We start from the raw sequence: 22,300 nt of genomic DNA, 5'->3' as shown, positions 1-22,300 counted from the left end.
CCACGCCCGCCCGGCCACGCCCACGGGTCACCGAAGCCGCTGCCCCCGGGCCCCCCGCCCCCCCACCGCCCCCCCCGGCGCGCCCCCCCTTGACGGGTGCGCGCCGACGGGCTCGTCCGCTGTCCCGCGCCCTGGCTCCGCCGATCGCCGCGGCGACGCGCACCGAGGGCCGGTTTACCCCAAATGCCCGACACGCGAATCAGTCCTATCGTGAAGTCATGGAGCATGCCCTCAGTCCCGCGACCCTCACCGAACTGCGCCGCCCGCGGCCCTACCCCGCGGTGTCGGTGCTGACGCCGACCCACCGCAGGGAACCCGAGAACGCCCAGGATCCGGTCCGGCTGCGCAATGTGGTGGCCGAGGCGAAGAAGCGACTGGAGCACGATCCCTCCGTCACGCGCGAGCGGCGCGCCGACGTGGTCGGGCAACTGGACCAGGCGCTGGCCGAGGTGGACCTGGCACACGCCGAGGACGGCCTGGTGATCTTCGCGGCTCCAGGCGAGCACCAGGTCTGGTCACTGGCCCGGCCGGTGCCGGAGCGCGTGGTGCTCTCGGACACCTTCCTCACCCGGAACCTGGTGGCCGCACAGGCCGCCGAGCGGTCGTTCTGGGTGCTCTCGGTCTCCGCCGACCGGGTCACCCTGTGGAACGGCGGCCCCGACCGCGTCACCGAGGCGCACATCGGCGGCTTCCCGCTGACCAGGGAGCGCGACAACTTCGACGCCGAGCGCCAGGAGCGCACCGGCGACCTGCCGTCCACCTTCCGCGACGAGGACACCCGCCGCTTCCTGCGGGACGCGGACACCACGCTGGCCCGGGTCATGCGCGCACAGCACCGGCCCCTGTACGTCACCGGGGCGACAGCCGCGCTGTCCCTGTTCCACGAGATCGGCACGGTCACCAGGGACGCCACCCACATCCCGCACGGCGGCCTCGCGCACGGCACCCCGGACGCGGTGTGGCAGGCGGTCGGGCCCCTGGTCGCGGCCGAGGACCGCAGGAACGCCGACACCGTGGCCCGGCGGCTGGAGACGGCGCGCGGCCACAAGGCGTTCGCGGCCAGCGTCGACGAGATCTGGCAGAACGCGCAGCAGGGACGCATCCAGTTCCTGGCCGTCGAGGAGAACTACCGCACGAGCGTGCGAGCCGACGGTGACGGCGCCGGCCCCGGTGGGGCGGGTGGCGGGCACCTGGTGCCGGCCGAGAGCGGCGACCTCGACGTCCGCGAGGACATCGTGGACGAGATCGTCGAGCGGTGCCTGGACACCGGCGCCGAGGTCTTCTTCGTGCCGGACGGCATGCTCGGCGACGCCCGCGGGATCGCCGGGGTCCTGCGCTACTGAGCCCGGCCCGCGCGAGCCGACCGTGGCCGCGCGGGTGTCACACACCGCCGAGGAGGGACGTCAGGCCCCGGTCGAGCGCCGGGCCCAGCTCCTCCCTTCCGGCGGGGACGACGCCGTAGCTGCGCAGCAGGAAGCGCTGGAGCGCCGCCTTCTCGAACCGGAGCAGGGCGGTGCCGTAGGGGGAGCGCAGTTCCACCACCGTGCGCAGGCGGCCGCAGGGCCAGATGTGCACATCGCCGGTGCCGGCGGGGGCCGCGACCCCTTTCTCCAGCAGATCGCGGGAGAAGGTCCAGGTCACCATGGTGCCGTTCAGCGAGATGTCGGCCGGGAAGTCGAGGTGCACGGCCAGCGGATCGTCCGAGGAATAGCGCAGGCTCGCGGGCACCGGCACCTCCCGGTCCTCGGCGGTGACGAGGAGAGCGCGGGCGGGCTGTTCCAGCGTGACGGTCATTGAACGGTCTCCGTTTCGGTGAAGCTCTTTCCGCGACGCGTCCGGCCCGTGCGCCGACGTGCGTCTCGACCTCGCGAAGGGTTTTCGTGACCCGCGGCTTCCTGGATTCATCACTGTGACCCAAGTCACTCGATTTCCCGCCGTGAGGCTCGTACATATGCCCCTCGAACACGGGAATGAAAGAGGTGTGCGGGCGGTCGATGATCCGTCAAGTCACGTACGATTCCTACGACTTGAAGCCCGTGGACGCGTACCGGCGAACAGTGGACGACCCCGACCGCGAGGACGGTGGCATATGCCGCAAGCACCACCGCATCGTGTCTTGCCAAATCCCTTACAGCGCGTCGAGGGCTGTGCAACAGTCGTAATCGGCCCTTACGTCAGCGTTGGTCGTACCGTCCCCCATCGGAGTACGTGATGCCGTCTCCTCTCTCTGCGGATCGTCCCGCCGCCCAGCCGCCCCGTCGTGGCACGGTCGACGCGCTCATCTCGCAGACGCGACGGCTGCGCGGCGAGGTGGACGCCGTACGACGCGACGCGCCCGCCGACGGAGGGGACCCCGAGGTCCGCTGGCAGCGCGCGCTCTACGACCTGGCCCTGCACCAACTCAGCGACCTCGACGACCACTTGGCCCAGCTGAGGGACGGCCCCACCCTGCCGCCGGCCCCCGAGCCCCACGTCGCGCCACCCCCGGTGCCCCCACGCACGTCGCTGCTCAGCCGGGTCGGCAGCGCCGAGTGGAACCTGCTCACGGACGAGGCGGGCTGGTCCGGGGAGCTGTACCAGATCCTCGGCCGCGACCCCGCCTCGCCACCGCTGACCCTCGACGAACTGCCGTCGCTGGTGCTCGACGAGGACCGGCCGACCCTGACCGCGATGGTGACGGACTGTCTGATCGACGCCAAGCGCATCGACGGGGAGTTCCGGATCGTGCTCCCCGACGGCGGGGTGCGCACCGTGCACATGATGGGCGAGCCGGTGCTCGACGACGACGGCGCCACGGCCTCGATGTGGGCCGTCCTGCGGGACGTCAGCGAACTGCGGCGCAGCCAGCGTGCGGAGAGCGAGAGCCGCGACTCGCTGCACCGCCAACGGCACATCGCGCAGACCGAGCACCGCCTCGCGGTCGAACTGCAGGAGGCCGTGCTGCCACCGTGGCGCGCCTCCCTTCGCCTCCCCCAGCGGGGCCCCGAGAGGCTGGACCTGGCCGCCCACTACCTGCCCTGCTCGACGAGCGCGCTCATCGGCGGCGACTGGTACGACGCCCTGGAACTGCCCGGCGGCGAGAGCCTGTTGAGTGTCGGCGACCTCACCGGTCACGGCGTGACCGTCACCTCGGGCATGGCGATGCTGATCGGCGCCCTGCGCGGCATGGCGATGGCGGGCACCGAGCCGGGCCGGCTGATGGCCTGCCTCAACCAGTTACTGGACAGCACCGTGCAACCGGCCCTCGGCAGCGCCGTCTGCTGCCGCTACCGGCCGCAGACCCGCACCCTCGTGTGGGCACAGGCGGGGCACCCCGCCCCGCTGCTGTTCCGCGACGGGGCGGGGCAGGTGCTGACGGCGCCGGACGGCGTCCTGCTCGGAGCGACCTCGGGTGCCGTCTACGGGCAGGCCGAAGTGACGCTCGAACAGGGCGACCTCCTGCTCCTGCACACCGACGGACTGGTCCCCCGGCGCGATGGAGCGGCCACCGTGCAGCGACTGCTGGACCTGGCCCCGCGGTTCGGCGGGGCCCGTACGGCCCAGGAATGTGTACGGACCGTGGTGGAGGAGTTCGGCGAGGCCGAGCGTGCGGACGACGCCTGTGTACTCGTCGCCAGGGTCAGCTCCTGAGGAAGTGCCGACATCGGCTCCGGACGGTCCGGGGGCCGTTCGCCGCGCTCACGCCGGCGCGATGTCGCCCTTGTTCTTCGACTGGGGTTTGGGCAGGGCGAGTTTGAGCTCCTCCCGCAGTTCCCTGATCTTCGGATAGCTGGAGTACTGACCGGTGAGCCGGTACATCTGACGCAGCCGGTCCCAGGTGCGGTGGGAGGAGTTGGAGCCCATCGACATCAGAGCGAGGCGGGCGTACCGGTCCGCCTGTTCGGGGTCGTCGCCGATGAAGCAGGCCGAGGCCATGGACAGGAAGTCGAAGATCTTGGACCGCTGCCGGCCGTCGACGCGCAGTTCCAGTGCCTTCTGCGCGTAGTGCCGGGCCTGTTTGGCCGCGGCCGGGTCGTGCTCCGCGAGGGTGCGGTAGGCCAGGGCCTGCATGCCGTAGAGGTCCTCCTCCTTGAACATCTGCATCCAGCTGGGCGGCGGCACGTCCGACCGGTCGGAGACGAACAGGTCCTCGGCCTGCCCCAGGGTGCGGCGCATGGCCTGGCCCTTGCCCATGGACGCCTGAGCCCAGGCCTCGACGGTGTGGAGCATGGCCTTGGTGCGCGGCAGCACCTGCTCGCCGGAGCCGGACTGGGCGAGCTTCATGAGGTCGAGCGCCTCGTCGGGCTTGCCGAGGTGCACCAGTTGTCGGGCCGCCCGGGACAGGGCCTCGCCTGCGCGGGGCCGGTCACCACCCTCGCGGGCCGCGTGGGCGGCGATGATGAAGTACTTCTGGGCGGTGGGTTCGAGGCCGATGTCGTGCGACATCCAGCCCGCGAGGACGGCGAGGTTGGCGGCGACGCCCCACAGGCGCCGCTGGATCCGTTCGGGGTGGTGGTAGGAGAGCATGCCTCCCACCTCGTTGAGCTGTCCCACGACAGCCTTGCGTTGCAGTCCGCCGCCCCGGGCCGCGTCCCAGGCCCGGAACACCTCGACCGAGCGCTCCAGTTCCTCGATCTCCTGCACCCCGATGGGGGCGGCCTCGTAGCGGTCGAACCCGGCGGGGTCGGCGTGCAGGGGGTTGTCGAGGTCGGGGGCGTCGGCCGCGAGGGCCGGATCGGTGTGCAGCCAGTCGTGCATGGCGCTGCTGAGAGCAGGTCCCGCGGTGAGCGCGACACCCGCGCCCACCAAGCCGCGTCGGTTGAGCATGAGGTCCATTCCCGTGAATTCGGTGAGGACCGCGGCAGTCCGTTCGGGCGCCCACGGCACGCCGTCGGGGTGTTCCACATCCCCGCCGCGCCGTTTCCCCGTACGCCCGTGCCGGACCAGACCGAGGTCCTCTATGGTCACGACACGGCCGAGACGCTCGGTGAACAGGGCCGCCAGCACCCGCGGCACGGGATCGCGCGGGATCTCTCCCATGTCGATCCACCGCCGCACCCGTGAGGTGTCGGTCGCCAGCTGGGGGTGGCCCATGGCCGCCGCCTGCCGGTTGACCAGCCTCGCGAGCTCTCCCTTGGACCAGCCGGCCAGGCCGAACAGGTCTGCGAGTCGGTTGTTGGGTTGTCCGCTCACGTCAAGCCCCCAGGTTCTCGGCTGAGTTGAATGTAGCCCGCTGTCAGTTGCACGGGGACTATTCGCCAGGCTTCGCCAGGGTGCGCTACATGGTGTGCCAGGGCCCATCCGGTGTCAGGTAGGAAAGCGCCACCCCGACCCGGTCGCCCCGACGGGCACTCCCCAGGGTGTCCTCGGACGACCGGGGCGGGCAGCGCGTGACATTGCCGGCACACGAAGGGATCTGTCTTCCCCCATGTACGCAGCATCGTCCTCCGTGTCCGCTCCTCCCCGGTCGCTGCACCCCCGTCAGCCGGGCGGCGGCCCCTACCTCGATCCCTCGCGTACGGCGGCCCCGGTGCTCGGTGCCGGCCGGGCGCGGCGCGTGCCGGGCCTCGGCACCCAGCCGCTCAGCGGCAGACTCGATCTGTCCGGCCCCCAGGGCGCACAGCTGCGCACGGCGATCGCCTCGGTGCACCGCATCTGCCCGGAGTTCGCCCCGGTCCAGGTGCTGCGCCGCAGCGGCCGCTCGGTGCTGCTCGTGGGTACGACCGGGCGCAGCACGGCCGTCGCCAAGTGTTTACTGGACCATTCCTCCATCTGGGAGGAGCGGCTCCGGCATGAAATAGCGGCATACCGCTCGTTCGTCCGGCACCGCCCCCCGGTGCGGGCGCCGAGGCTGATCGCAGCGGATCCGGACAACTGCACGCTGGTCATCGAGCGGATGCCGGGCCGGGTGGCGGCCCTGCAGCGGCATCCGGTGGAGGCGCCGCCGCGCGCCGACATCCGGGCGGCGCTCGGCGCGATCTGCCGGCTGAACGCGTGGCGGCCGCCGACGGGGACCTTCGACGCCCCGCTGGACTACGCGGAGCGCATCTCCCGCTTCCACGAGCTGGGTCTGCTCACCGACCGGGACATGGGGGACCTGCAGAAACTGCTGCACGGCATCGCGCACGCGTCGGGCCGTCAGGGCATGGGCCAGTTCTGCCACGGCGACGCCCTCCTGTCGAACATCCTGCTCTCACCGGCCGGTCCAGTGCTGGTGGACTGGGAACACGCGGGGTGGTATCTGCCGGGGTACGACCTGGCCACGCTGTGGGCGGTGCTCGGGGACGCGCCGGTGGCGCGGCGGCAGATCAGTCAGCTGGCGCAGTCCGCGGGCCCGGCCTCGCGGGACGCGTTCCTGGTGAACCTGATGCTCGTCCTGACCCGGGAGATCCGTACCTACGAAACCGCCGTGCAGCGTTCGATGCACGACACGGCCCCGGCGGCTCCGGGCACGGCCCACCCGGCCGCCGCGCCGTCCGGCGAGGAACAGCGGCTGCTGCTCAGGCGGCTGCACGACGACTGCCAGTTGGCCCGCAAGGCCGTCCGGGCGGCGGTCGGCACGCGCTGAAGGGTGGGAAGGTCCGCGGTGCGCCCCTGTACACGGGGCGCACCGCGGACCTTCGCCGTGTCTGCGGACCCCGCCTCCGTCGTGCGGGCCAGACCGTCGGCGCGCGCGGCGTTCGTGGTCGCGGGGTCGGCAATCACCGGGGAACCGGCCTCCTGCGGGCATGATTGACGGATCGTCGGCCGACCGACAGCACCGGTGCCGTTCGGTCCCGCACGCCCCCGCCAACGCCCCACCGTTACAGGAGGCCGCCTTGCGAGGTTCCCCGACCGACCGCAGGCCCACCCCACACCCCGGACGTACGCGCAGAACAGTCTTCGCCACAGCCCCCGCCGTCCTGCTGCTGCCCCTGCTGGGCGCGGCCCCGCCCGCCGGCCAGGTGTCCGCCGCCACGGCTCGTCTCCAGGGCGCCTTCGGCACGGCGGCCGCCGAGTACGGCGTACCGCGCGAGGTCCTGCTCGGTGTCTCCTATCTCCAGTCCCGCTGGGACACGCACGGCGGCGCGCCGAGCGTCACCGGCGGCTACGGCCCCATGCATCTCACCGACGCGCGTACGGCCCTGGCCGAGGCCCCGCACCACAGCGAGGGCACCGAGGACGCGCGCGGCGACGAGTCCCGGCCGCCCCTGGTCGCCGAGGCCGACCTGCCCGACCCCGCCCGACTGCCCGCACGGCTGGCGACGTTGACGCGGGCCGCCGAACTGACCGGCCTGCCCGCACGGACGCTGCGCACCGACCCCGGCGCGAACGTGGCGGGCGGCGCCGCGCTGCTCGCCGCCGCGCAGCGGGAGCTGGGTGCGCGGCCCAGCTCCGATCCGGCGGACTGGTACGGGGCGGTGGCCCGCTTCTCCGGCGCCGACGACCGGGCGACGGCCGCGGCGTACGCGAACGAGGTGTTCGCGGTGATCCGCGACGGCGCCGAGCGCGTCACGGACGCCGGCCAGCGGGTGACGCTCGACGCCGAGCCGGGCCTGCGCCCCGGCTCCGGGCAGCTGTCCCGTGCGGGGCTGCGCCCCTCGGCCGCGGGCGGCACGGAGTGTCCGACGACGGTGTCCTGCGAGTGGATCCCGGCGCCGTACCAGGAGTTCGGCGACAACGACTACGGCAACCACGACCTGGCCGACCGGCCGAACTCGCAGCGCGTCCGGTACATCGTCGTCCATGACACCGAGGGCTACTGGGACACCACCCTCGAACTGGTCCAGGACCCGACGTACGTGTCGTGGCACTACTCGCTGCGCTCCACGGACGGTCACATCGCGCAGCACATCAAGAGCAAGGACGTGGCCTGGCACGCCGGCAACTGGTACGTCAACGCGGCGTCGGTCGGACTGGAGCACGAAGGGTTCCTCGCCTCGCCGGACGCCTGGTACACGGAGGCGATGTACCGCAGCTCGGCGCGGCTGGTGAAGTATCTCGCCGACAAGCACCGCATCCCGCTGGACCGGCAGCACATCCTGGGCCACGACACGGTGCCCGGCCCGACGACGGCGACGGTCCGGGGGATGCACACCGATCCGGGCCCCTACTGGGACTGGCGGCACTACTTCGAGCTGCTGGGCGCACCGCTCGGCGCGACGTCCGGCGGCGACAGCGCCATGGTCACCATCCGCCCGGACTACGCCGACAACCGGCCCGTGTTCACCGGCTGCACGTCCGGCGGCGGCTCCTGCGCGGTGCACGGCTCCAGCGCCGTACGCCTGTACACCAGGCCCGACACGACCTCGCCCCTGATCAAGGACATCGGACTGCGGCCGGACGGCAGCGCCTCGACGACCGGGGTGAACGACCTCGGCTCGCGGGTCTCCACCGGGCAGAGTTACGCGGTGGCCGAGCGGCAGGGCGACTGGACGGCGATCTGGTACCTGGGGCAGAAGGCCTGGTTCAAGAACCCCAAGGACAAGCCGACGGCGGTCGGCGCGGCCGGTCTGCTCGTGACGCCCCGGGCCGGCCTGGCGGACGTCCCGGTGTACGGCCGCGCCTACCCGGAGGCGTCGGCGTACCCGGCGGGCGTGCCCGCGCAGGCGGTGTCCCCGCTGCCGTACAAGCTCCTCAAGGACCAGAGGTACGTGGCCGGCGACCAGGTGCCCGGCGAGTACTACTACGCCGTCTCCTTCGACACGAGCGGACACCGGGTCGTGGTCGGCAAGGACCTCTACTACGAGATCCAGTTCGGCCACCGGGTGGCGTTCGTGCGGGCTGCGGACGTGCGGGTGCTGCCCGCCGCGTGAGCCGAGAGCGTCCGAGGACGAAGAGACCAGAAGGGCCGGGTTCGCACCCGGCCCTTCTCGTCTCTGTCCTCTGCTGCGCTCAGCCCTGCTGGAACAGCTCCGCCGGGAGCGGCTTGAGCAGGGCGTACAGGTCGTCGGTGATGGGGCGGTCCCAGGCGGCGATGGTCACCAGGACGTTGTCGCTGCGGTCGAACTGGACGCAGGAGATCCGGGACTCGGAGAGCTTGAGGCGGCGGACGATCAGGAGGTTGTCGCCCTGCATCACCGGGATGTCCTCGGAACCGACGACGGTGATGTCCTCCTCGTTCTCCAGCGCGATCAGCAGCTGGCTCACCTCGAAGGGGATCTCGCCGTCGGAGACCTCGCGCGCCGGGGAGCCCTCCGGAAGGTTGCCGATGATCATCGCGGGGCCGCGACCGCCGTAGAGGTCGTAGCGCAGGAAGACGCCCTGGCAGCTGCCGTCGGGGGCGGGCAGCAGGCCGGCACCGAGATTGCCCGGCCAGTCGCCCGGATCCATGGCCAGTACGTCGAATTCGGGACCGGCGGGAGTGGCGCTGCGGCGGCGGAGGAAGGACATGCGGCAATGGTACGGCGTGCTGTGCGGCGGTGGGGCCGAGGGAGCTGTGGGGGCGACGGCGTTCCAGGGGGCGGTGTCGGCGGACCCTGCCCGTGGTGCCGCCCGGGACGAGGCGGGGCGGCAACTCCCGTTCAGTGGCGTCGCGGGCCGTCCGTCACGGCTGCCGCGAGCGTTCCGATGAGCCGGTGGGGGCGTTGTCGGCGAGGGGCGCCCCGCCGGCGGCGGTGGACCGGCGGGTGGTGTCGACCGCGGGGGCCAGGAAAGCCGCGCAGGCGACGCAGGCGAGGACGACGAGCATGGCGGGGCGCAGGCCGATGTGCTCGCCGAGGAAGCCGAGCCCCGGCGGTCCGACGAGGAAGGCGACGTAGCCGATGACGGCGACCAGGCTGACCCGGGCCGTCTCGTCGGGGCCGGACTCTCCGGCGGCGGAGAGCGCCAGCGGGAAGCCGAGCGAGGCGCCGAGGCCCCAGAACAGCACGGCGGCACCGGCCACGGCGGGGTTGTCGGAGACGACGACGAGGAGCAGGCCGAGTGCGCCGGAGGCGGCACTGGCGCGGACCACGGTGACGCGGCCGTAGCGGTCGAGGACATAGGTGCCGGTGAAGCGGCCCACCGTCATGGCGGCGGCGAATCCGGCGTAGACGAGGGAGCCCGCGGTGGGGTCCATTCCGTGTCCGTCGACCATGAGCAGGGGCAGCCAGTCGTTGGCCGAGCCCTCGGCCAGGGCCATGGCCAGCACGATCGCGCCGATGAGGAGGAGCCTGCCGTCCTTCCAGACCGCCGGGTGGCGCACCTCGCGGCCGTCGTCCCGGGGCTCGGCGGGGGTGGTGCGTCCGGTCCCCGCCGGGATGGCGCGCACCGCGTGGAGCAGGAGGGCGGCGCACAGCGCGACGACCGCCGCGAGGTGCCAGTGGACCGGGACTCCGGCCGCCGTCGCCGCCATTCCCGCACCGGCTCCGCACACCGTGCCCAGGCTGAAGAAGCCGTGCAGCGGGGGCAGTGTGGTGCGTCCGCTGATCCGTTCGACGTCGGCGCCGTCGACGTTCACCGCCACGTCCCCGACGCCCATGCCGGCGCCGAACGCGCACAGGCCCGTGGTCACCAGCGGCACCGACGCGGCGAAGCCGCCGAAGCAGATCGTGACCATCCCGGCCAGCAGCAGCCAGGTCCCCCAGACGATCACGGGGCGTGTCCCGTATCGGGACGCCAGCCGCCCCGAACAGCTGATCCCCAGCATCGCGCCGAGCGACAGCCCGAACAGGACCAGTCCCATCTGCGCGGTGGAGACGTCCAGCCGGTCCCGGATCGCGGGCGTGCGGGTCACCCACGACGACATCGAGATGCCGGCGAGCAGGAAGACCAGGAACAACGCCTGCCGGCGTCGGCGCACGGCGTCGTCCATGAGACTGCTTCTCCGAGGGAGGGGAACCACTGCGGGCCCCCTGCGGCGCCCCTTGACCGAACAAATGTACAGGGCAGTCCCGATCCGGCCCCCAGGTCCGGGCCCCACCCCCCTCCTCCTCGGTGGCCGCCGTCGGGCTCCGGGGCCCGGCGACACCACACGTACCGCCGCTCAGGTCAGGTCGAACTCGCCTTCGCGGGCCCCTGACACGAAGGCGCCCCATTCGGCGGGGGTGAAGATCAGCGAGGGGCTCTCGGGGCTGCCGCTGTTGCGCATGGCGATGAAGCCCTCGACGAAGGCGATCTGGACATCTCCCCGCCCCTGGCTGCTCGACCGCCAGTCCGCGTTGCTCAGGTCCAGTTCCGCCGGTTTGTGCCAGCCGTCGAGGGATCGCTGCTGCATGGTGGTCTCGGCCACGTCCGTGCTCCTCCCGGTTCGTCGTCCGCCCGCCAGACTAGCGATCGCCCCCCACCGCCGACAGGCCACGTGAGGGGGAGGTTCAGGAGCTGGGCGGCTCGGCGCCCACCAGCCACATCGAGAAGAACTGCGATCCGCCGCCGTAGGCGTGTCCCAGCACCCGGCGGGCGCCGTCCACCTGGTGTTCTCCCGCGAGGCCCCGCACCTGGAGCGCGGCCTCCGCGAAACGGATCATGCCGGAGGCACCGATGGGGTTGGTCGACAGGACCCCGCCGGACATGTCGACCGGGAGATCCCCGTCCAGTTCGGTGACACCGGACTCGGTGAGCTTCCAGCCCTCCCCCTCCGCGGCGAAGCCCAGGTTCTCCAGCCACATCGGCTCGTACCAGGAGAACGGCACGTACATCTCCACCGCGTCGATCTCCCGGCGGGGATCGGCGATGCCCGCCTGCCGGTACACGTCGGCCGCGCAGTCCCGTCCCGCGCGCGGCGACACGCTGTCCTTGCCCGCGAACAGCGTCGGCTCGCTGCGCATCGCGCCGCCGTGCATCCACGCGGCGGGCCGGGGCGCCCGGGCGGCCCCCGCGCGGTCGGTGAGGACCATGGCGACGGCCCCGTCGGAGGACGGGCAGGTCTCGGAGTAGCGGATCGGGTCCCACAGCATGGGCGAGGCCTGGACCTTCTCCAGCGTGATGTCGTGCTCGTGGAGGTGGGCGTAGGGGTTCTTCAGCGCGTTGCGGCGGTTCTTGTACGCGACCAGGGAGCCGACGGTGTCGGGGGCGCCGCTGCGGCGCATGTACGCCCGCACGTGCGGGGCGAAGAAGCCTCCGGCGCCGGCCAGCAGCGGCTGCTGGAACGGGATCGGCAGGGAGAGCCCCCACATGGCGTTCGACTCGGACTGTTTCTCGAAGGCGAGGGTCAACACGGTGCCGTGGACGCGGGCGGCGACCAGGCTCGCGGCGACCAGCGCGGTCGAGCCGCCGACCGAGCCCGCCGTGTGCACCCGCATCATGGGCTTGCCGACCGCGCCGAGCGCGTCCGCGAGATACAGCTCGGGCATCATGACGCCCTCGAAGAAGTCGGGCGCCTTGCCGATGACGACGGCCTCGACGTCGGCCCACGTCAACTCGGCGTCGTCCAGAGCCCGTCGGGCGGCCTCGCGGACGAGCCCGGCGATCGACACGTCCCGGCGCGCCGCCACGTGCTTGGTCTGGCCGACGCCTACGACGGCCACGGGCTCCTTGCTCATCGGGGATCCCCTTCGAGTACGGCGACCAGGTTCTGCTGCAGACAGGGGCCGGACGTGGCGTGTGCCAGCGCCCGGTCGGACTCGCCCCGGTGGATGCGGGCGGCGGCCTCGCCGATCCTGATGAGCCCGGCGGCCATGACCGGGTTGGCGGCCAGCGCCCCGCCCGACGGATTGACGCGCACCCTGTCGTCGAGCCCCAGCACCTCGCGCAGGATCACCTCCTGCGAGCTGAACGGCGCGTGCAGCTCGGCGGTGTCCACCGGGCGTTCGAACGCTCCGGCGCGCTCGGCGGCGAGCCGGGTGGACGGCGAGTCGGTGAGATCGCGTACGCCGATGCCGTGCGCCTCGATGCGGTGGTCGATGCCCCGGATCCAGGCGGGCCGCTCGCACAGATCACGGGCCCGGTCCCCCGCCGCCAGGATCACGGCGGCGGCGCCGTCGCCGATGGGCGGACAGTCCCCGGTGCGCAGCGGCCGTACGAGATACTCCCCCTGCGGGACCGAACCCCGCAGCTGGGCGTGGGAGTTGGCGGTGGCGTCGGCGCGGCTGCGGGCGCCGACGGCCGCCAGTGCCGGCTCGTCCGTGGTGCCCGCGTCGATGAGCGCCTGGGCCTGGAGGGCGGCGAGGGCGACGGAGTCGGGCCACAGCGGGGCCACGTAGTAGGGGTCGAGCTGCCGGGTCAGGACGTCGCGCACCGATCCGGGCGAGGACTTGCCGTAGGAGTAGACGAGCGCGGTGTCGGCGTCGCCGGTCCGCAGTTTCACCCAGGCCTCGTACAGCGCCCACGCCCCGTCCATCTCGACGTGCGACTCGGAGATCGGCGGCCAGGCGCCCACGCCGTCGAGGGCCAGGGTGAAGGAGAAGGCCCGGCCCGCGAGGTAGTCGCTGGAGCCGGAGCAGGTGAAGCCGATGTCGGCGGTCTTCAGTCCGGTGGCCTCCATGACCTGGTGGAGCACCGGCATGAGCATCTCCACCTCGGAGACGTCGTCGCTGGTGCGCCGGTGGTCGGTCTGGGCGAAGGCGACGACGGCGATGTCACGTGCGCCCGTCTCTCGTGGTGTCTCGCGCGTCATAGCGTCTCCCTGAACGTCTCGTAGTCCGCGTCGGGTTCGCCGGTGGGCCGGTAGTGGTCGGGGTAGCGGGCCCCCTCGGTCCACACCGGTTCGACGCGCAGCCCCATGCGCACCTGGTCGTAGGGGATGCCGGCGATCCGGCCGTGCAGGGCGAGCCCGGCGCCGTCGAGGGCGATGTGGGCGTAGACATAGGGAACTTCGATGTCCAGGTTCTTCGCCTTGATGTTGACGATGCAGAACGTGGTGACCGTCCCGGCCGGGCCCACCTCCACCTGCTCGGCCGTGGCCACCCCGCAGGTCGGACAGGCGCCCCTCGGCGGCACGTACACCTTGCGGCAGGAGGGGCAGCGTTCACCGACCGTGCGGCGGCCGCCGAGGGCGTTGATGTAGCCGGTCTGGGCGCGGCCGGGCGAGTAGGTGTAGTCGAGGCGGGCGGGGGCGACGATCCCGGTGACCGCGTCGTCGAACTCGCCGCCGTGGCCGCCCGGTTGCTCCGCCTGCCCGTCGTACGGCTCGAAGCAGGCGATGTCGGTGATGGCGCCGGACCGTTCCCCTGCCCATCGGACGCGGACGCGCATGCCGGCGCGTACGGCGTCGGGGCCGGGCGCGTCGAGGACGTGGAGCAGGGCCGTGTCGGCGCCGTCGAGCCGCACCAGCACCCAGGCGAAGGGGGTGGCGAGGGGCTGGCCGCGGCGCGGCTCGTGGTTCCAGGCCCAGGTGGTCACGGTGCCGGTCGGCGCGACCTCGACCAGGTCACGGATCTCCTCGGCGGTGACGGGGTCGTACTCGACGGGCGGGACCAGCACCCGGCCGTCGCCGGTGCGCACACCGAGGAGCACGCGCTCACGCAGTCCGGTGAGGAAGGCGCTCTGTACGGGGCCCAGGGAACGGGTGAACGGGAACTCCACGGTGAGTGGCGCTTTGAGGATTGCCGACATCGAAGGTTGCCTCCTTCAGCAGAGGGGCAGGGACACGTCCCGCTTTTCAGGGGCGCGGGGAACTGCGCGGGCAGCCACGGCCGACCCGCAGCCGAAGAACGACCACGCCGGGCACAGCACCTACGCCCGCTTGTAAACAGGGGGCCGCTTCTCGGCGAAGGCACGGGCCCCTTCCTTCGCGTCGGCCGTGTCGAAGACCGGCCACCCCCGCTTCAGCTCGGCGGCCAGCCCCTCCGCCTCGGTCATCTCGGCCGTCTCGTACACGGACGCCTTCACCGCCTCCACGGCCAGCGGCCCGCACGCGTTGATCCGCTCGGCGATCTCCAGGGCCTTGTCCAGGGCCGTGCCGTCGGGCACGACATGCCCGATCAGCCCGATGCCGGCGGCCTCGCGCGCGCTGTACGGCCGCCCGGTGAGCAGCATCTCCAGCGCGTGCGTGCGCGGGATCTGCCGCTGAAGCCGGACCGTGGAGCCGCCGATCGGGAAGAGCCCGCGCCTGACCTCGAAGAGGCCGAACGTCGCCGACTCGCCCGCGACCCGGATGTCGGTGCCCTGGAGGATCTCCGTGCCGCCGGCGACGCAGTGCCCCTCGACGGCGGCGATCACCGGCTTGCGCGGCCGGTGGTGGCGGAGCATGGCCTTCCAGTGCAGGTCGGGGTCGGCCTTGAGCCGGTCCCGGTACCGCTGTCCCTCCATCCCCTTGCCCGCGAGGGCCTTGAGGTCCATCCCGGCACAGAAGGCACCGCCCGCTCCCGTGAGGACGATCGAGCGGATCTCCTCGTCCTCGTCGGCCTGGACCCAGCCGTCGTACAGGCCGACGAGCATCGGCAGCGAGAGCGCGTTCTTGGCTTCGGGCCTGTTGAGCGTGAGCACCAGTGTGCCGCCTTCGCGCCGCACGGTGAGGTGTTCGGTGCCGCCCATCGGGGTTCTCCCTCCACAGGAAACGAGAACAGGTTGCAGGAGACGGGGCGGCACTTCAAGAGGTTTCTGACAGACAGTCAGATTTCTGTGCGGGGACTCTTCACAGTTGTGCCGCCCTTTGCTCTGATGACCGGCAACCGAGGGGCAGCGAGGTCAGGAGGAGCGCGGTGGAGTACAACCTTGCCGACCTGTTCGAGTCGGTGGTCGACGTGGTTCCGGGCCGGGCGGCGCTCGCGTATCTCGACATCCCCGGCACGGGCGCGGAACACCGGCTCACCTACGCGGAGCTGGACGCGGCGGCCAACCGGGTCGGACACCATCTGCTCGACAGCGGGATACGGCCCGGCGAGCACGTGGGGCTGCACCTGTACAACGGCATCGAGTACCTGCAGACCGCGCTCGGGTGCCTGAAGGCCCGGATCGTGCCGGTCAACGTCAACTATCGCTATGTGGAAGAGGAGTTGGTCTACCTCTACCGGGACGCGGATCTGGCCGGTCTGGTCTTCGACACGGAGTTCACGGGGCGGGTGGCGGCCACGCTGCCGCGCACGGAGAAGCTGCGGCACCTGGTGCGGGTGGGGACCCCCGGGCCGGACGCGCCCGCGCTCGACGTGGTCGACTTCACCGAGGCGGTGGCTGCCGCGTCCGCCGAGCGGGGCTTCCCGGCGCGCTCGGGCGACGACCAGTTCATCATCTACACCGGCGGCACCACGGGCATGCCCAAGGGTGTGATGTGGCGTCAGGAGGACCTGTTCTTCTCGGGGTTGGGCGGCGGCGCCCCCACCGGGGAGCCGGTGAAGTCACCGGAGGAGCTGGCCGAGCGCGTCGCGGCCGGCGGCGAGGGGATCACGTTCTTCCCCACGGCCCCACTGATGCACGGCACCTCCACGCTCACCGCGTTCATCGGGTTCAACTTCGGCCAGCGGGTGGTGATCCACCGCAAGTTCGTGCCCGAGGAGGCCCTGCGGACGATCGAGAAGGAGAAGGTCACCAGTGTGTCGCTGGTCGGCGACGCCATGCTGCGCCCGCTCATCGACGCGCTCGACGGCCCGATGCGGGGCACGGACTGCTCGTCCCTGTTCAGCGTGTCGTCCTCCGGGGCGATCATGTCGGAGACCGTCCGGCAGCAGTTCCAGGCCCTGGTGCCGAACGCGATGCTGCTGAACAACTTCGGTTCGTCGGAGTCCGGTTTCAACGGCACGGCGACGGCGGACTCGGGCGCCGGCGACGGGTTCCGTATACGGGTCCACTCCCGGACACAGGTCGTGGATCCGGCGACGTACGAACCCGTGCCGGTCGGCGTGCCGGGCCGGGTCGCCCAGCGCGGCCATGTCCCCCTCGGCTACTACAACGACCCGAGGAAGACCGCCGAGACCTTCTTCGAGCGGGACGGCGAGCGCTGGGTGCTCCTCGGTGACATGGCGACCGTCGACGAGGAGGGCGTCGTCACGGTCCTCGGCCGGGGCTCCCAGTGCATCAACACCGGTGGCGAGAAGGTGTACCCGGAGGAGGTCGAGCAGGCCCTGAAGGCCCACCCCGACGTGTACGACGCGCTGGTGGCCGGGGTGCCCGACGCCCGCTGGGGCAGCCACGTCGCCGCCGTCGTCCAGCTGCGCGAGGGCGCGGACCTGCCGTCCCTCCAGGACATCCAGAGCCACTGCCGCGCCCGCCTCGCCGGCTACAAGATCCCCCGCCAGCTGGTCCTCACCGACACGATCCAGCGCTCCCCCAGCGGCAAGGCGGACTACCGCTGGGCACGGTCGGTGGCGGTGGCGGCCGACGGATGAGCCGCCCCCGGGGCCCCGTCAGCGGCCGGTGAGAAAGGCCGCCACCTCCCGTACGAACCACCGCGGGTCGTCCAGCCACGGGAAGTGGCCGCCGCCCGGCTGGACCGCGAACCGCGCGTCCGGGAAGAAGGCGGCCGCGCGGTGGGCGAGTTCGGGCGTGGGGCCGGTGTCGAGTTCGCCCGCGTACACCAGGACCGGCGCCCGCAGTGCGGCGAGGGCGGCCCGGGTGACGGGCGGGTCGTAGGCGCCCTCGGAGCCGTAGAGGGTGGACGCCTCGTCGTTGGTCTGATGTTCCCCGGCGGCCATGTGGGCGCGGGCGGTGTCGTCCCAGCGGCCGTAGAACAGCGGCATCATGGCGTCGGCGAAGGGGCCGCGGCCGGTCCAGGCTGCCTCGAAGGCCGGGTACGCATCGGCGAACCACGGTTCGCCCTCGCGCAGGCGGGCGGCGGCGAGGCGGTCCTCGACGGTCACCGGCAGGCCCACCGCCCAGGGGGTGGCGGTGATCAGCGCCAGACGCGAGACCCGCTCGGGGTGGCGGGCCGCGTAGAGCGTGGCCAGGTTGCCGCCGGCCGAGTGGGCGAGCAGGTCCACGCGGTCCAGGCCCAGGTGGGCGCGGAGTGCCTCCACGTCGTCGACCTGGCGGTCGCAGCGGTAGGTCGCGGGATCGGCGGGGACGGCCGAGTCGCCCGTGCCGCGCAGGTCGAGCAGGACCAGGCGCCGGTGGGCCGTCAGACCGCCGAGGTCGCCCAGGTAGGCGGAGGCGCGCATCGCTCCGCCGGGGAGGACGATCAACGGGTCGCCCTCGCCGCGCAGATGATAGGCGAGTTCTGTTCCGTCGGGTGCGGTGAAGGTCGGCATGGTGTCGATCTTCGGGGGCGGAGGGTGTGCGCCGCAACGGGGTTCACGGCGTCGCCGGGCACTCACGTCCGCGTGAAGCGGTCCCGCAGCTCCCGTTTGAGGATCTTCCCGCTCGCGTTGCGCGGCAGCGCGTCCACGAAGTGGATCGCCTTGGGTGCCTTGAAGTGGGGGAGCTTCTCACGGGCGTGGGCGACGAGTTCGCCCTCCGTGACCTCTCCCCGGCGTACGACGACCGCCGTGACGGCCTCGATCCAGTGGTCGTCGGGCAGACCGATCACCGCGGCCTCGGCGACCGCCTCGTGGGTGTAGAGCGCGTCCTCGACCTGGCGCGACGCGATGAGGACGCCGCCGGAGTTGATGACGTCCTTCACACGGTCGACGACGGTGAAGAAGCCGTGGGCGTCGCGCACGGCGAGGTCCCCGGAGTGGAACCAGCCGTCGCGGAACGCCTCGGCGGTCTCCTCCGGCTTCTCCCAGTAGCCCTCGCAGAGCTGCTGCGACTGGTAGACGATCTCACCGGGAGTCCCGTCGGGCACCTCCTCGCCGTCCTCGTCGACGACCTTCGCCTCGACGAACATGACGGGACGCCCGCAGGAGTCCATGCGCCCCTTGTGCTCGTGCGGTCCGAGGACCATCGCCAGCGGGCCGATCTCGCTCTGCCCGAAGCAGTTATGGAAGGCCAGCTTGGGCAACCGCTCCCGGAGCCGTTCCAGGACGGGCACGGGCATGATCGACGCCCCGTAGTACGCCTTGCGCAGGCCGCCGAGGTCACGCGTGTCGAAGTCGGGGCGGCCCGCGAGGGCGATCCACACCGTGGGCGGGGCGAAGAAGCTGTCGGCGCGGCCCTCCTCCACAAGGTCGAGGATCCGGTCGCCGTCGGGGGCGTCGAGGATCGTATTGGTGGCGCCGACCGCGAGGTACGGCACCAGGAAGACGTGCATCTGGGCGGAGTGGTACAGCGGCAGGGAGTGCACGGGCAGGTCGCCCGCCTGGAGGTCGAGGGCGGCGATCGCGCTGAGGTACTCGTGGACCAGCGCGCGGTGCGTCATCATCGCGCCCTTGGGGAGCGCGGTCGTGCCCGAGGTGTACAGGAGCTGGACGAGGTCCTCGGCCCGGGGCTCCTCACCGTCGTACGGCTCGGTGCCGGCGAGTCGTGCGAGGAGCGAGTCGTCCGCGTCGCGCAGGGGCAGGGCGCGGGTGCCCTCGGGGAGGTGGCCGGCCAGGTCGGGATCGGTGAGGACGAGGGTGCTGCCGGACTGGTCGAGGAGGTAGGCGAGGTCGTCGCCGGTGAGGTTCTGGTTGACGGGGACGTGCACCAGGCCGGCACGGGCGGCGGCCAGGAAGGCGATGAGATAGGCGTCGGAGTTGTGGCCGTAGGCGGCGACCCGGTCACCGGGCCGCAGTCCGGTGTCCCGCAGGGCGCGGGCCGCGCGGGAGACCGCGTCGTCCAGTTCGGCGTAGGTCCACGACCGTTCGCCGTAGTGGATCGCGACGCGGGCGGGAACGCGCCGGGCGCTGCGGCGCAGCGTCCCGTCGACCGTCACACTGCGGCCTGCCGTCATGTTTCCCGCTCCTTCGTCCACGTTTCCGACGCCCGATCCTCGTTCCGTCCCGCGAGCGAGGTCAAGCGCGCCACCCTCGCGGCCGGAATCCGGCGCACATGGCGAGAAGTGACTCAACTCCGACCGCCGGACGACAAGTCACCTTGAGGGAGGATCCCGCACCCGTATGGACTACGCAGACACGTGTCGACATGCTCAACCATCCTTTTCTTCAACGCTATGGGGAGCCCGTATGCGCACCCGCCTCAGACAGTTGATGGTTTCGGCCGTCGCCCTCCTCACCGCCTCCGCCGTCCTTCCCTCGGCCACCGCCGCCGACGACGCACGAACCGGTGAGCGCCGTACCTCCCACGGCGGCCTGTCCGCCGTGATCCGCTACACCGAGTACGGCGTACCGCACATCGTCGCGAAGGACTACGCGAACCTCGGCTTCGGCACCGGCTGGGCGCAGGCCGCCGACCAGGTGTGTGTGCTCGCCGACGGGTTCGTGACGGTGAGGGGGGAGCGCTCCCGCCACTTCGGGCCCGACGCGGCACCCGACTTCTCGCTCTCCTCCGCCTCCAAGAACCTCACCAGCGACCTGTACTTCCAGGGCGTCCGGGACGCGGGCACCGTACAGCGGCTGCTGGACCGGCCCGAACCGCTCGGGCCGAGCCGCGCGGTCGAGGACCTGATGCGGGGCTGGGCCGCCGGCTACAACGCGTGGCTGAAGAAGAACCGGATCACCGACCCCGCCTGCGAGGGCGCCGCCTGGGTGCGGCCGGTCTCCACGCTCGACGTCTTCTCCCGCGCGTACGCCCTCGCCGTGCTCGGCGGCGAGGGGCGCCTGGTGGACGCCATCACCACCGCGCGGCCGCCGGCCCCCGGCACCACGAACAGGGCCACCGCTCCGGACCGCGCGGCCGCCGCGCGCGCCGCGCGCGAACTGTTCGACGCCGCCGACGCGGACATGGGGTCGAACGCCGTCGCCTTCCGCGGTGACACCACGGCGAACGGCCGCGGGCTGCTGCTGGGCAACCCGCACTATCCGTGGGCCGGCGGCCGTCGGTTCTGGCAGGCGCAGCAGACCATCCCCGGGGAACTGAACGTCTCGGGAGGGTCTCTGCTCGGCTCGCCGATCACCCAGATCGGTTTCAACGCGAAGGTCGCGTGGAGCCACACCGTGGCGACCGGCGTCCCCATGAACGTCCATCAGCTGACGCTGGACCCGGCCGACCCGACCACGTACCTGGTGGACGGCGCGGCGGAGCGGATGACGAAGCGGACCGTGACCGTCGGCGTCAAGGACGGCTCCCCCGTCACCCGCACCCAGTGGTGGACCCGCTACGGCCCGGTCGTCACCTCGCTCGGCGCCGACCTCCCGCTGCCCTGGACGGCCGGCACCGCGTACGCGCTGAACGACCCCAACTCGGCGAACATCCGCTTCGCCGACACCTCGCTGGGCTTCGCCAAGGCCGGCGGCACGGCGGACGTCCTCAGGTCCCTCGCCCGGCACCAGGGCCTGCCCTGGGTGAACACCGTGGCCGCGGACTCCGCCGGACACACCCTGTTCACCCAGTCGCAGACGCTGCCCCGGATCACCGACGACCTGGCGGCCCGCTGCTCGACGCCTCTGGGCAGGGCCACGTATCCCTCGGCGGGCGTCGCGATCCTGGACGGTTCCCGGGCCGACTGCGCGCTCGGCAGCGACGCCGACGCCGTGCAGCCGGGGATCTTCGGGCCCGCGAAGATGCCGACGCTGAAGGACGCGCCGTACGCGGAGAACTCCAACGACAGCGCGTGGCTGGCCAACGCGGACCAGCCGCTGACCGGGTACGAGCGGGTCTTCGGCAACCTCGGCACGCAGCGCTTGATGCGCACGCGCGGCGCGATCGAGGACGTGGCGGCGATGGCGGACGAGGGCGGCCTGACCGTACGGGACCTGCAGCGGCTGCAGTTCGCGAACCGGGTGCCCGCGGCCGACCTCGCCGCCCGGGACGCGGCGCGGGCGTGTGCCGCGCTGCCGGGCGGCACGGCGACCACGGGTGACGGCCAGACGGTCGACGTCTCCGAGGCGTGCCGGGTGCTGCGTGCCTGGAACCGGACCGCCGACAGCGACAGCCGGGGCGCGCTGCTCTTCGACCGGTTCTGGCGACGGCTGAACGCGGTGGTGCCGCGCGCGCAGTTCTGGAAGGTGCCCTTCTCGGCGGCCGACCCGGTCGGCACCCCGAACACGCTGAACACGGACGCGCCCGGCTTCGCCACGGCCCTCGCCGACACGGTCCGCGACCTGCGGGCGGCGGGCGTGGCACTGGACGCGAAGCTCGGCGACCACCAGTTCGTCGTACGCAACGGCCGGCGCATCCCGGTGTCGGGCGGTACGGAGGCGCTGGGCGTGTGGAACAAGATCGAGTCGCCGTGGAACCCCGCCGAGGGCGTCTACCCGGAGGTCTCGTCGGGTTCCAGCCACATTCAGGCGGTCGGCTGGGACGGCGGCCGCTGCCCGGTGGCCCGCACGCTGCTGACGTACTCGCAGTCCTCCAACCCCAACTCGCCCCACTACCTGGACCAGACGCGGCTGTTCTCGGCGGAGAAGTGGGTGACGTCCCGCTTCTGCGAGAAGGACATCCTGTCCTCGCCGAAACTGAAGGTGGTCCGTGTGAGCCATTGAGCGAAGAGAGGTGGTGCCGCCCCGTCCGGGGCGGCACCATTTTCCTGGCGGCACCTTGCCGTTGGCATATCACCGCTTTCCCCGAGGAGGCC

The 22,300-nt window shown here is 72.2% G+C and carries 17 protein-coding genes; 6 read left to right on the top strand and 11 right to left on the bottom strand.

Annotated elements, in window-relative coordinates:
* The first annotated feature begins 218 nt into the window (after window positions 1–218).
* Entirely contained in the window at window positions 219–1,343 is a 1,125-nt protein-coding gene (locus tag ACWCRJ_RS42690; RefSeq protein ID WP_450944374.1) for a baeRF3 domain-containing protein, read from the top strand.
* Between the two features lie 37 nt (window positions 1,344–1,380).
* Here the strand turns inward: ACWCRJ_RS42690 and ACWCRJ_RS42685 are convergent, their stop codons facing one another.
* Window positions 1,381–1,794, bottom strand: a complete 414-nt coding sequence (locus ACWCRJ_RS42685) for an SsgA family sporulation/cell division regulator (protein WP_005474386.1) — start codon at window positions 1,792–1,794, stop codon at window positions 1,381–1,383.
* Between the two features lie 417 nt (window positions 1,795–2,211).
* On the opposite strand from ACWCRJ_RS42685, the gene ACWCRJ_RS42680 reads away from it, so the two are divergent.
* Complete coding sequence (locus ACWCRJ_RS42680) at window positions 2,212–3,630, top strand: PP2C family protein-serine/threonine phosphatase (protein WP_450944373.1); 1,419 nt, start codon at window positions 2,212–2,214, stop codon at window positions 3,628–3,630.
* Between the two features lie 48 nt (window positions 3,631–3,678).
* Here the strand turns inward: ACWCRJ_RS42680 and ACWCRJ_RS42675 are convergent, their stop codons facing one another.
* Window positions 3,679–5,172 carry a DNA-binding protein NsdB gene (locus ACWCRJ_RS42675; protein WP_450944372.1) on the bottom strand — a complete coding sequence of 498 codons (1,494 nt, stop codon included), beginning with the start codon at window positions 5,170–5,172 and terminating at the stop codon, window positions 3,679–3,681.
* A 235-nt stretch (window positions 5,173–5,407) separates the two neighbouring features.
* On the opposite strand from ACWCRJ_RS42675, the gene ACWCRJ_RS42670 reads away from it, so the two are divergent.
* Both ACWCRJ_RS42670 and ACWCRJ_RS42665 read left to right on the top strand, forming a co-directional pair.
* Window positions 5,408–6,547 (top strand): aminoglycoside phosphotransferase family protein, encoded by a 1,140-nt coding sequence (locus tag ACWCRJ_RS42670; protein WP_450944371.1) that lies wholly within the window; start codon window positions 5,408–5,410, stop codon window positions 6,545–6,547.
* A 250-nt stretch (window positions 6,548–6,797) separates the two neighbouring features.
* Window positions 6,798–8,774, top strand: a complete 1,977-nt coding sequence (locus ACWCRJ_RS42665) for an N-acetylmuramoyl-L-alanine amidase (protein WP_450944370.1) — start codon at window positions 6,798–6,800, stop codon at window positions 8,772–8,774.
* Window positions 8,775–8,853: 79 nt separating this feature from the next.
* Here ACWCRJ_RS42665 and ACWCRJ_RS42660 read toward each other — a convergent pair whose 3' ends face one another.
* The 7 genes from ACWCRJ_RS42660 to ACWCRJ_RS42630 form a co-directional block, all read right to left on the bottom strand.
* Complete coding sequence (locus ACWCRJ_RS42660; RefSeq protein ID WP_046917562.1) at window positions 8,854–9,351, bottom strand: hypothetical protein; 498 nt, start codon at window positions 9,349–9,351, stop codon at window positions 8,854–8,856.
* Window positions 9,352–9,505: 154 nt separating this feature from the next.
* On the bottom strand, window positions 9,506–10,753 hold the full coding sequence (locus ACWCRJ_RS42655) for an MFS transporter (protein ID WP_450944369.1): 1,248 nt from the start codon (window positions 10,751–10,753) through the stop codon (window positions 9,506–9,508).
* Between the two features lie 171 nt (window positions 10,754–10,924).
* Window positions 10,925–11,170: a DUF397 domain-containing protein gene (locus ACWCRJ_RS42650; RefSeq protein WP_033526253.1), complete on the bottom strand. Its 246-nt coding sequence runs from the start codon at window positions 11,168–11,170 to the stop codon at window positions 10,925–10,927.
* Between the two features lie 82 nt (window positions 11,171–11,252).
* The gene (locus ACWCRJ_RS42645; RefSeq protein ID WP_450944368.1) at window positions 11,253–12,419 is read right to left on the bottom strand and encodes a thiolase domain-containing protein; all 1,167 of its coding nucleotides are present in this window, start codon (window positions 12,417–12,419) and stop codon (window positions 11,253–11,255) included.
* Window positions 12,416–13,492, bottom strand: coding sequence for a thiolase domain-containing protein (locus ACWCRJ_RS42640; RefSeq protein WP_450944367.1), 1,077 nt, complete (start codon window positions 13,490–13,492; stop codon window positions 12,416–12,418). Before ACWCRJ_RS42640 ends, ACWCRJ_RS42645 begins: the two co-directional genes overlap by 4 nt.
* Window positions 13,489–14,430, bottom strand: coding sequence for a Zn-ribbon domain-containing OB-fold protein (locus ACWCRJ_RS42635; protein WP_450944366.1), 942 nt, complete (start codon window positions 14,428–14,430; stop codon window positions 13,489–13,491). The genes ACWCRJ_RS42640 and ACWCRJ_RS42635 overlap by 4 nt, the downstream gene beginning before the upstream one ends.
* A 120-nt stretch (window positions 14,431–14,550) precedes the next feature.
* Window positions 14,551–15,351, bottom strand: a complete 801-nt coding sequence (locus ACWCRJ_RS42630) for a crotonase/enoyl-CoA hydratase family protein (protein WP_450944365.1) — start codon at window positions 15,349–15,351, stop codon at window positions 14,551–14,553.
* Between the two features lie 167 nt (window positions 15,352–15,518).
* Between ACWCRJ_RS42630 and ACWCRJ_RS42625 the strand changes: the two genes are divergently transcribed.
* Window positions 15,519–17,138, top strand: a complete 1,620-nt coding sequence (locus ACWCRJ_RS42625; protein WP_450944364.1) for an acyl-CoA synthetase — start codon at window positions 15,519–15,521, stop codon at window positions 17,136–17,138.
* Between the two features lie 18 nt (window positions 17,139–17,156).
* On the opposite strand, the gene ACWCRJ_RS42620 is transcribed toward ACWCRJ_RS42625, so the two are convergent.
* Together ACWCRJ_RS42620 and ACWCRJ_RS42615 are read right to left on the bottom strand one after the other, a co-directional pair.
* Complete coding sequence (locus ACWCRJ_RS42620) at window positions 17,157–17,996, bottom strand: alpha/beta fold hydrolase (RefSeq protein WP_450944363.1); 840 nt, start codon at window positions 17,994–17,996, stop codon at window positions 17,157–17,159.
* A 62-nt stretch (window positions 17,997–18,058) separates the two neighbouring features.
* A complete protein-coding gene (locus ACWCRJ_RS42615) occupies window positions 18,059–19,558 on the bottom strand; it encodes an acyl-CoA synthetase (RefSeq protein ID WP_450944362.1) in 1,500 nt (499 codons plus the stop codon).
* A gap of 232 nt (window positions 19,559–19,790) precedes the next feature.
* Between ACWCRJ_RS42615 and ACWCRJ_RS42610 the strand changes: the two genes are divergently transcribed.
* Window positions 19,791–22,208: a penicillin acylase family protein gene (locus ACWCRJ_RS42610; protein ID WP_450944361.1), complete on the top strand. Its 2,418-nt coding sequence runs from the start codon at window positions 19,791–19,793 to the stop codon at window positions 22,206–22,208.
* The last annotated feature ends 92 nt before the right edge of the window (window positions 22,209–22,300 follow it).

The sequence above is a fragment of the Streptomyces sp. NPDC002324 genome, from assembly GCF_053593335.1.
This window is presented reverse-complemented; position numbering and strand designations above follow the sequence as displayed.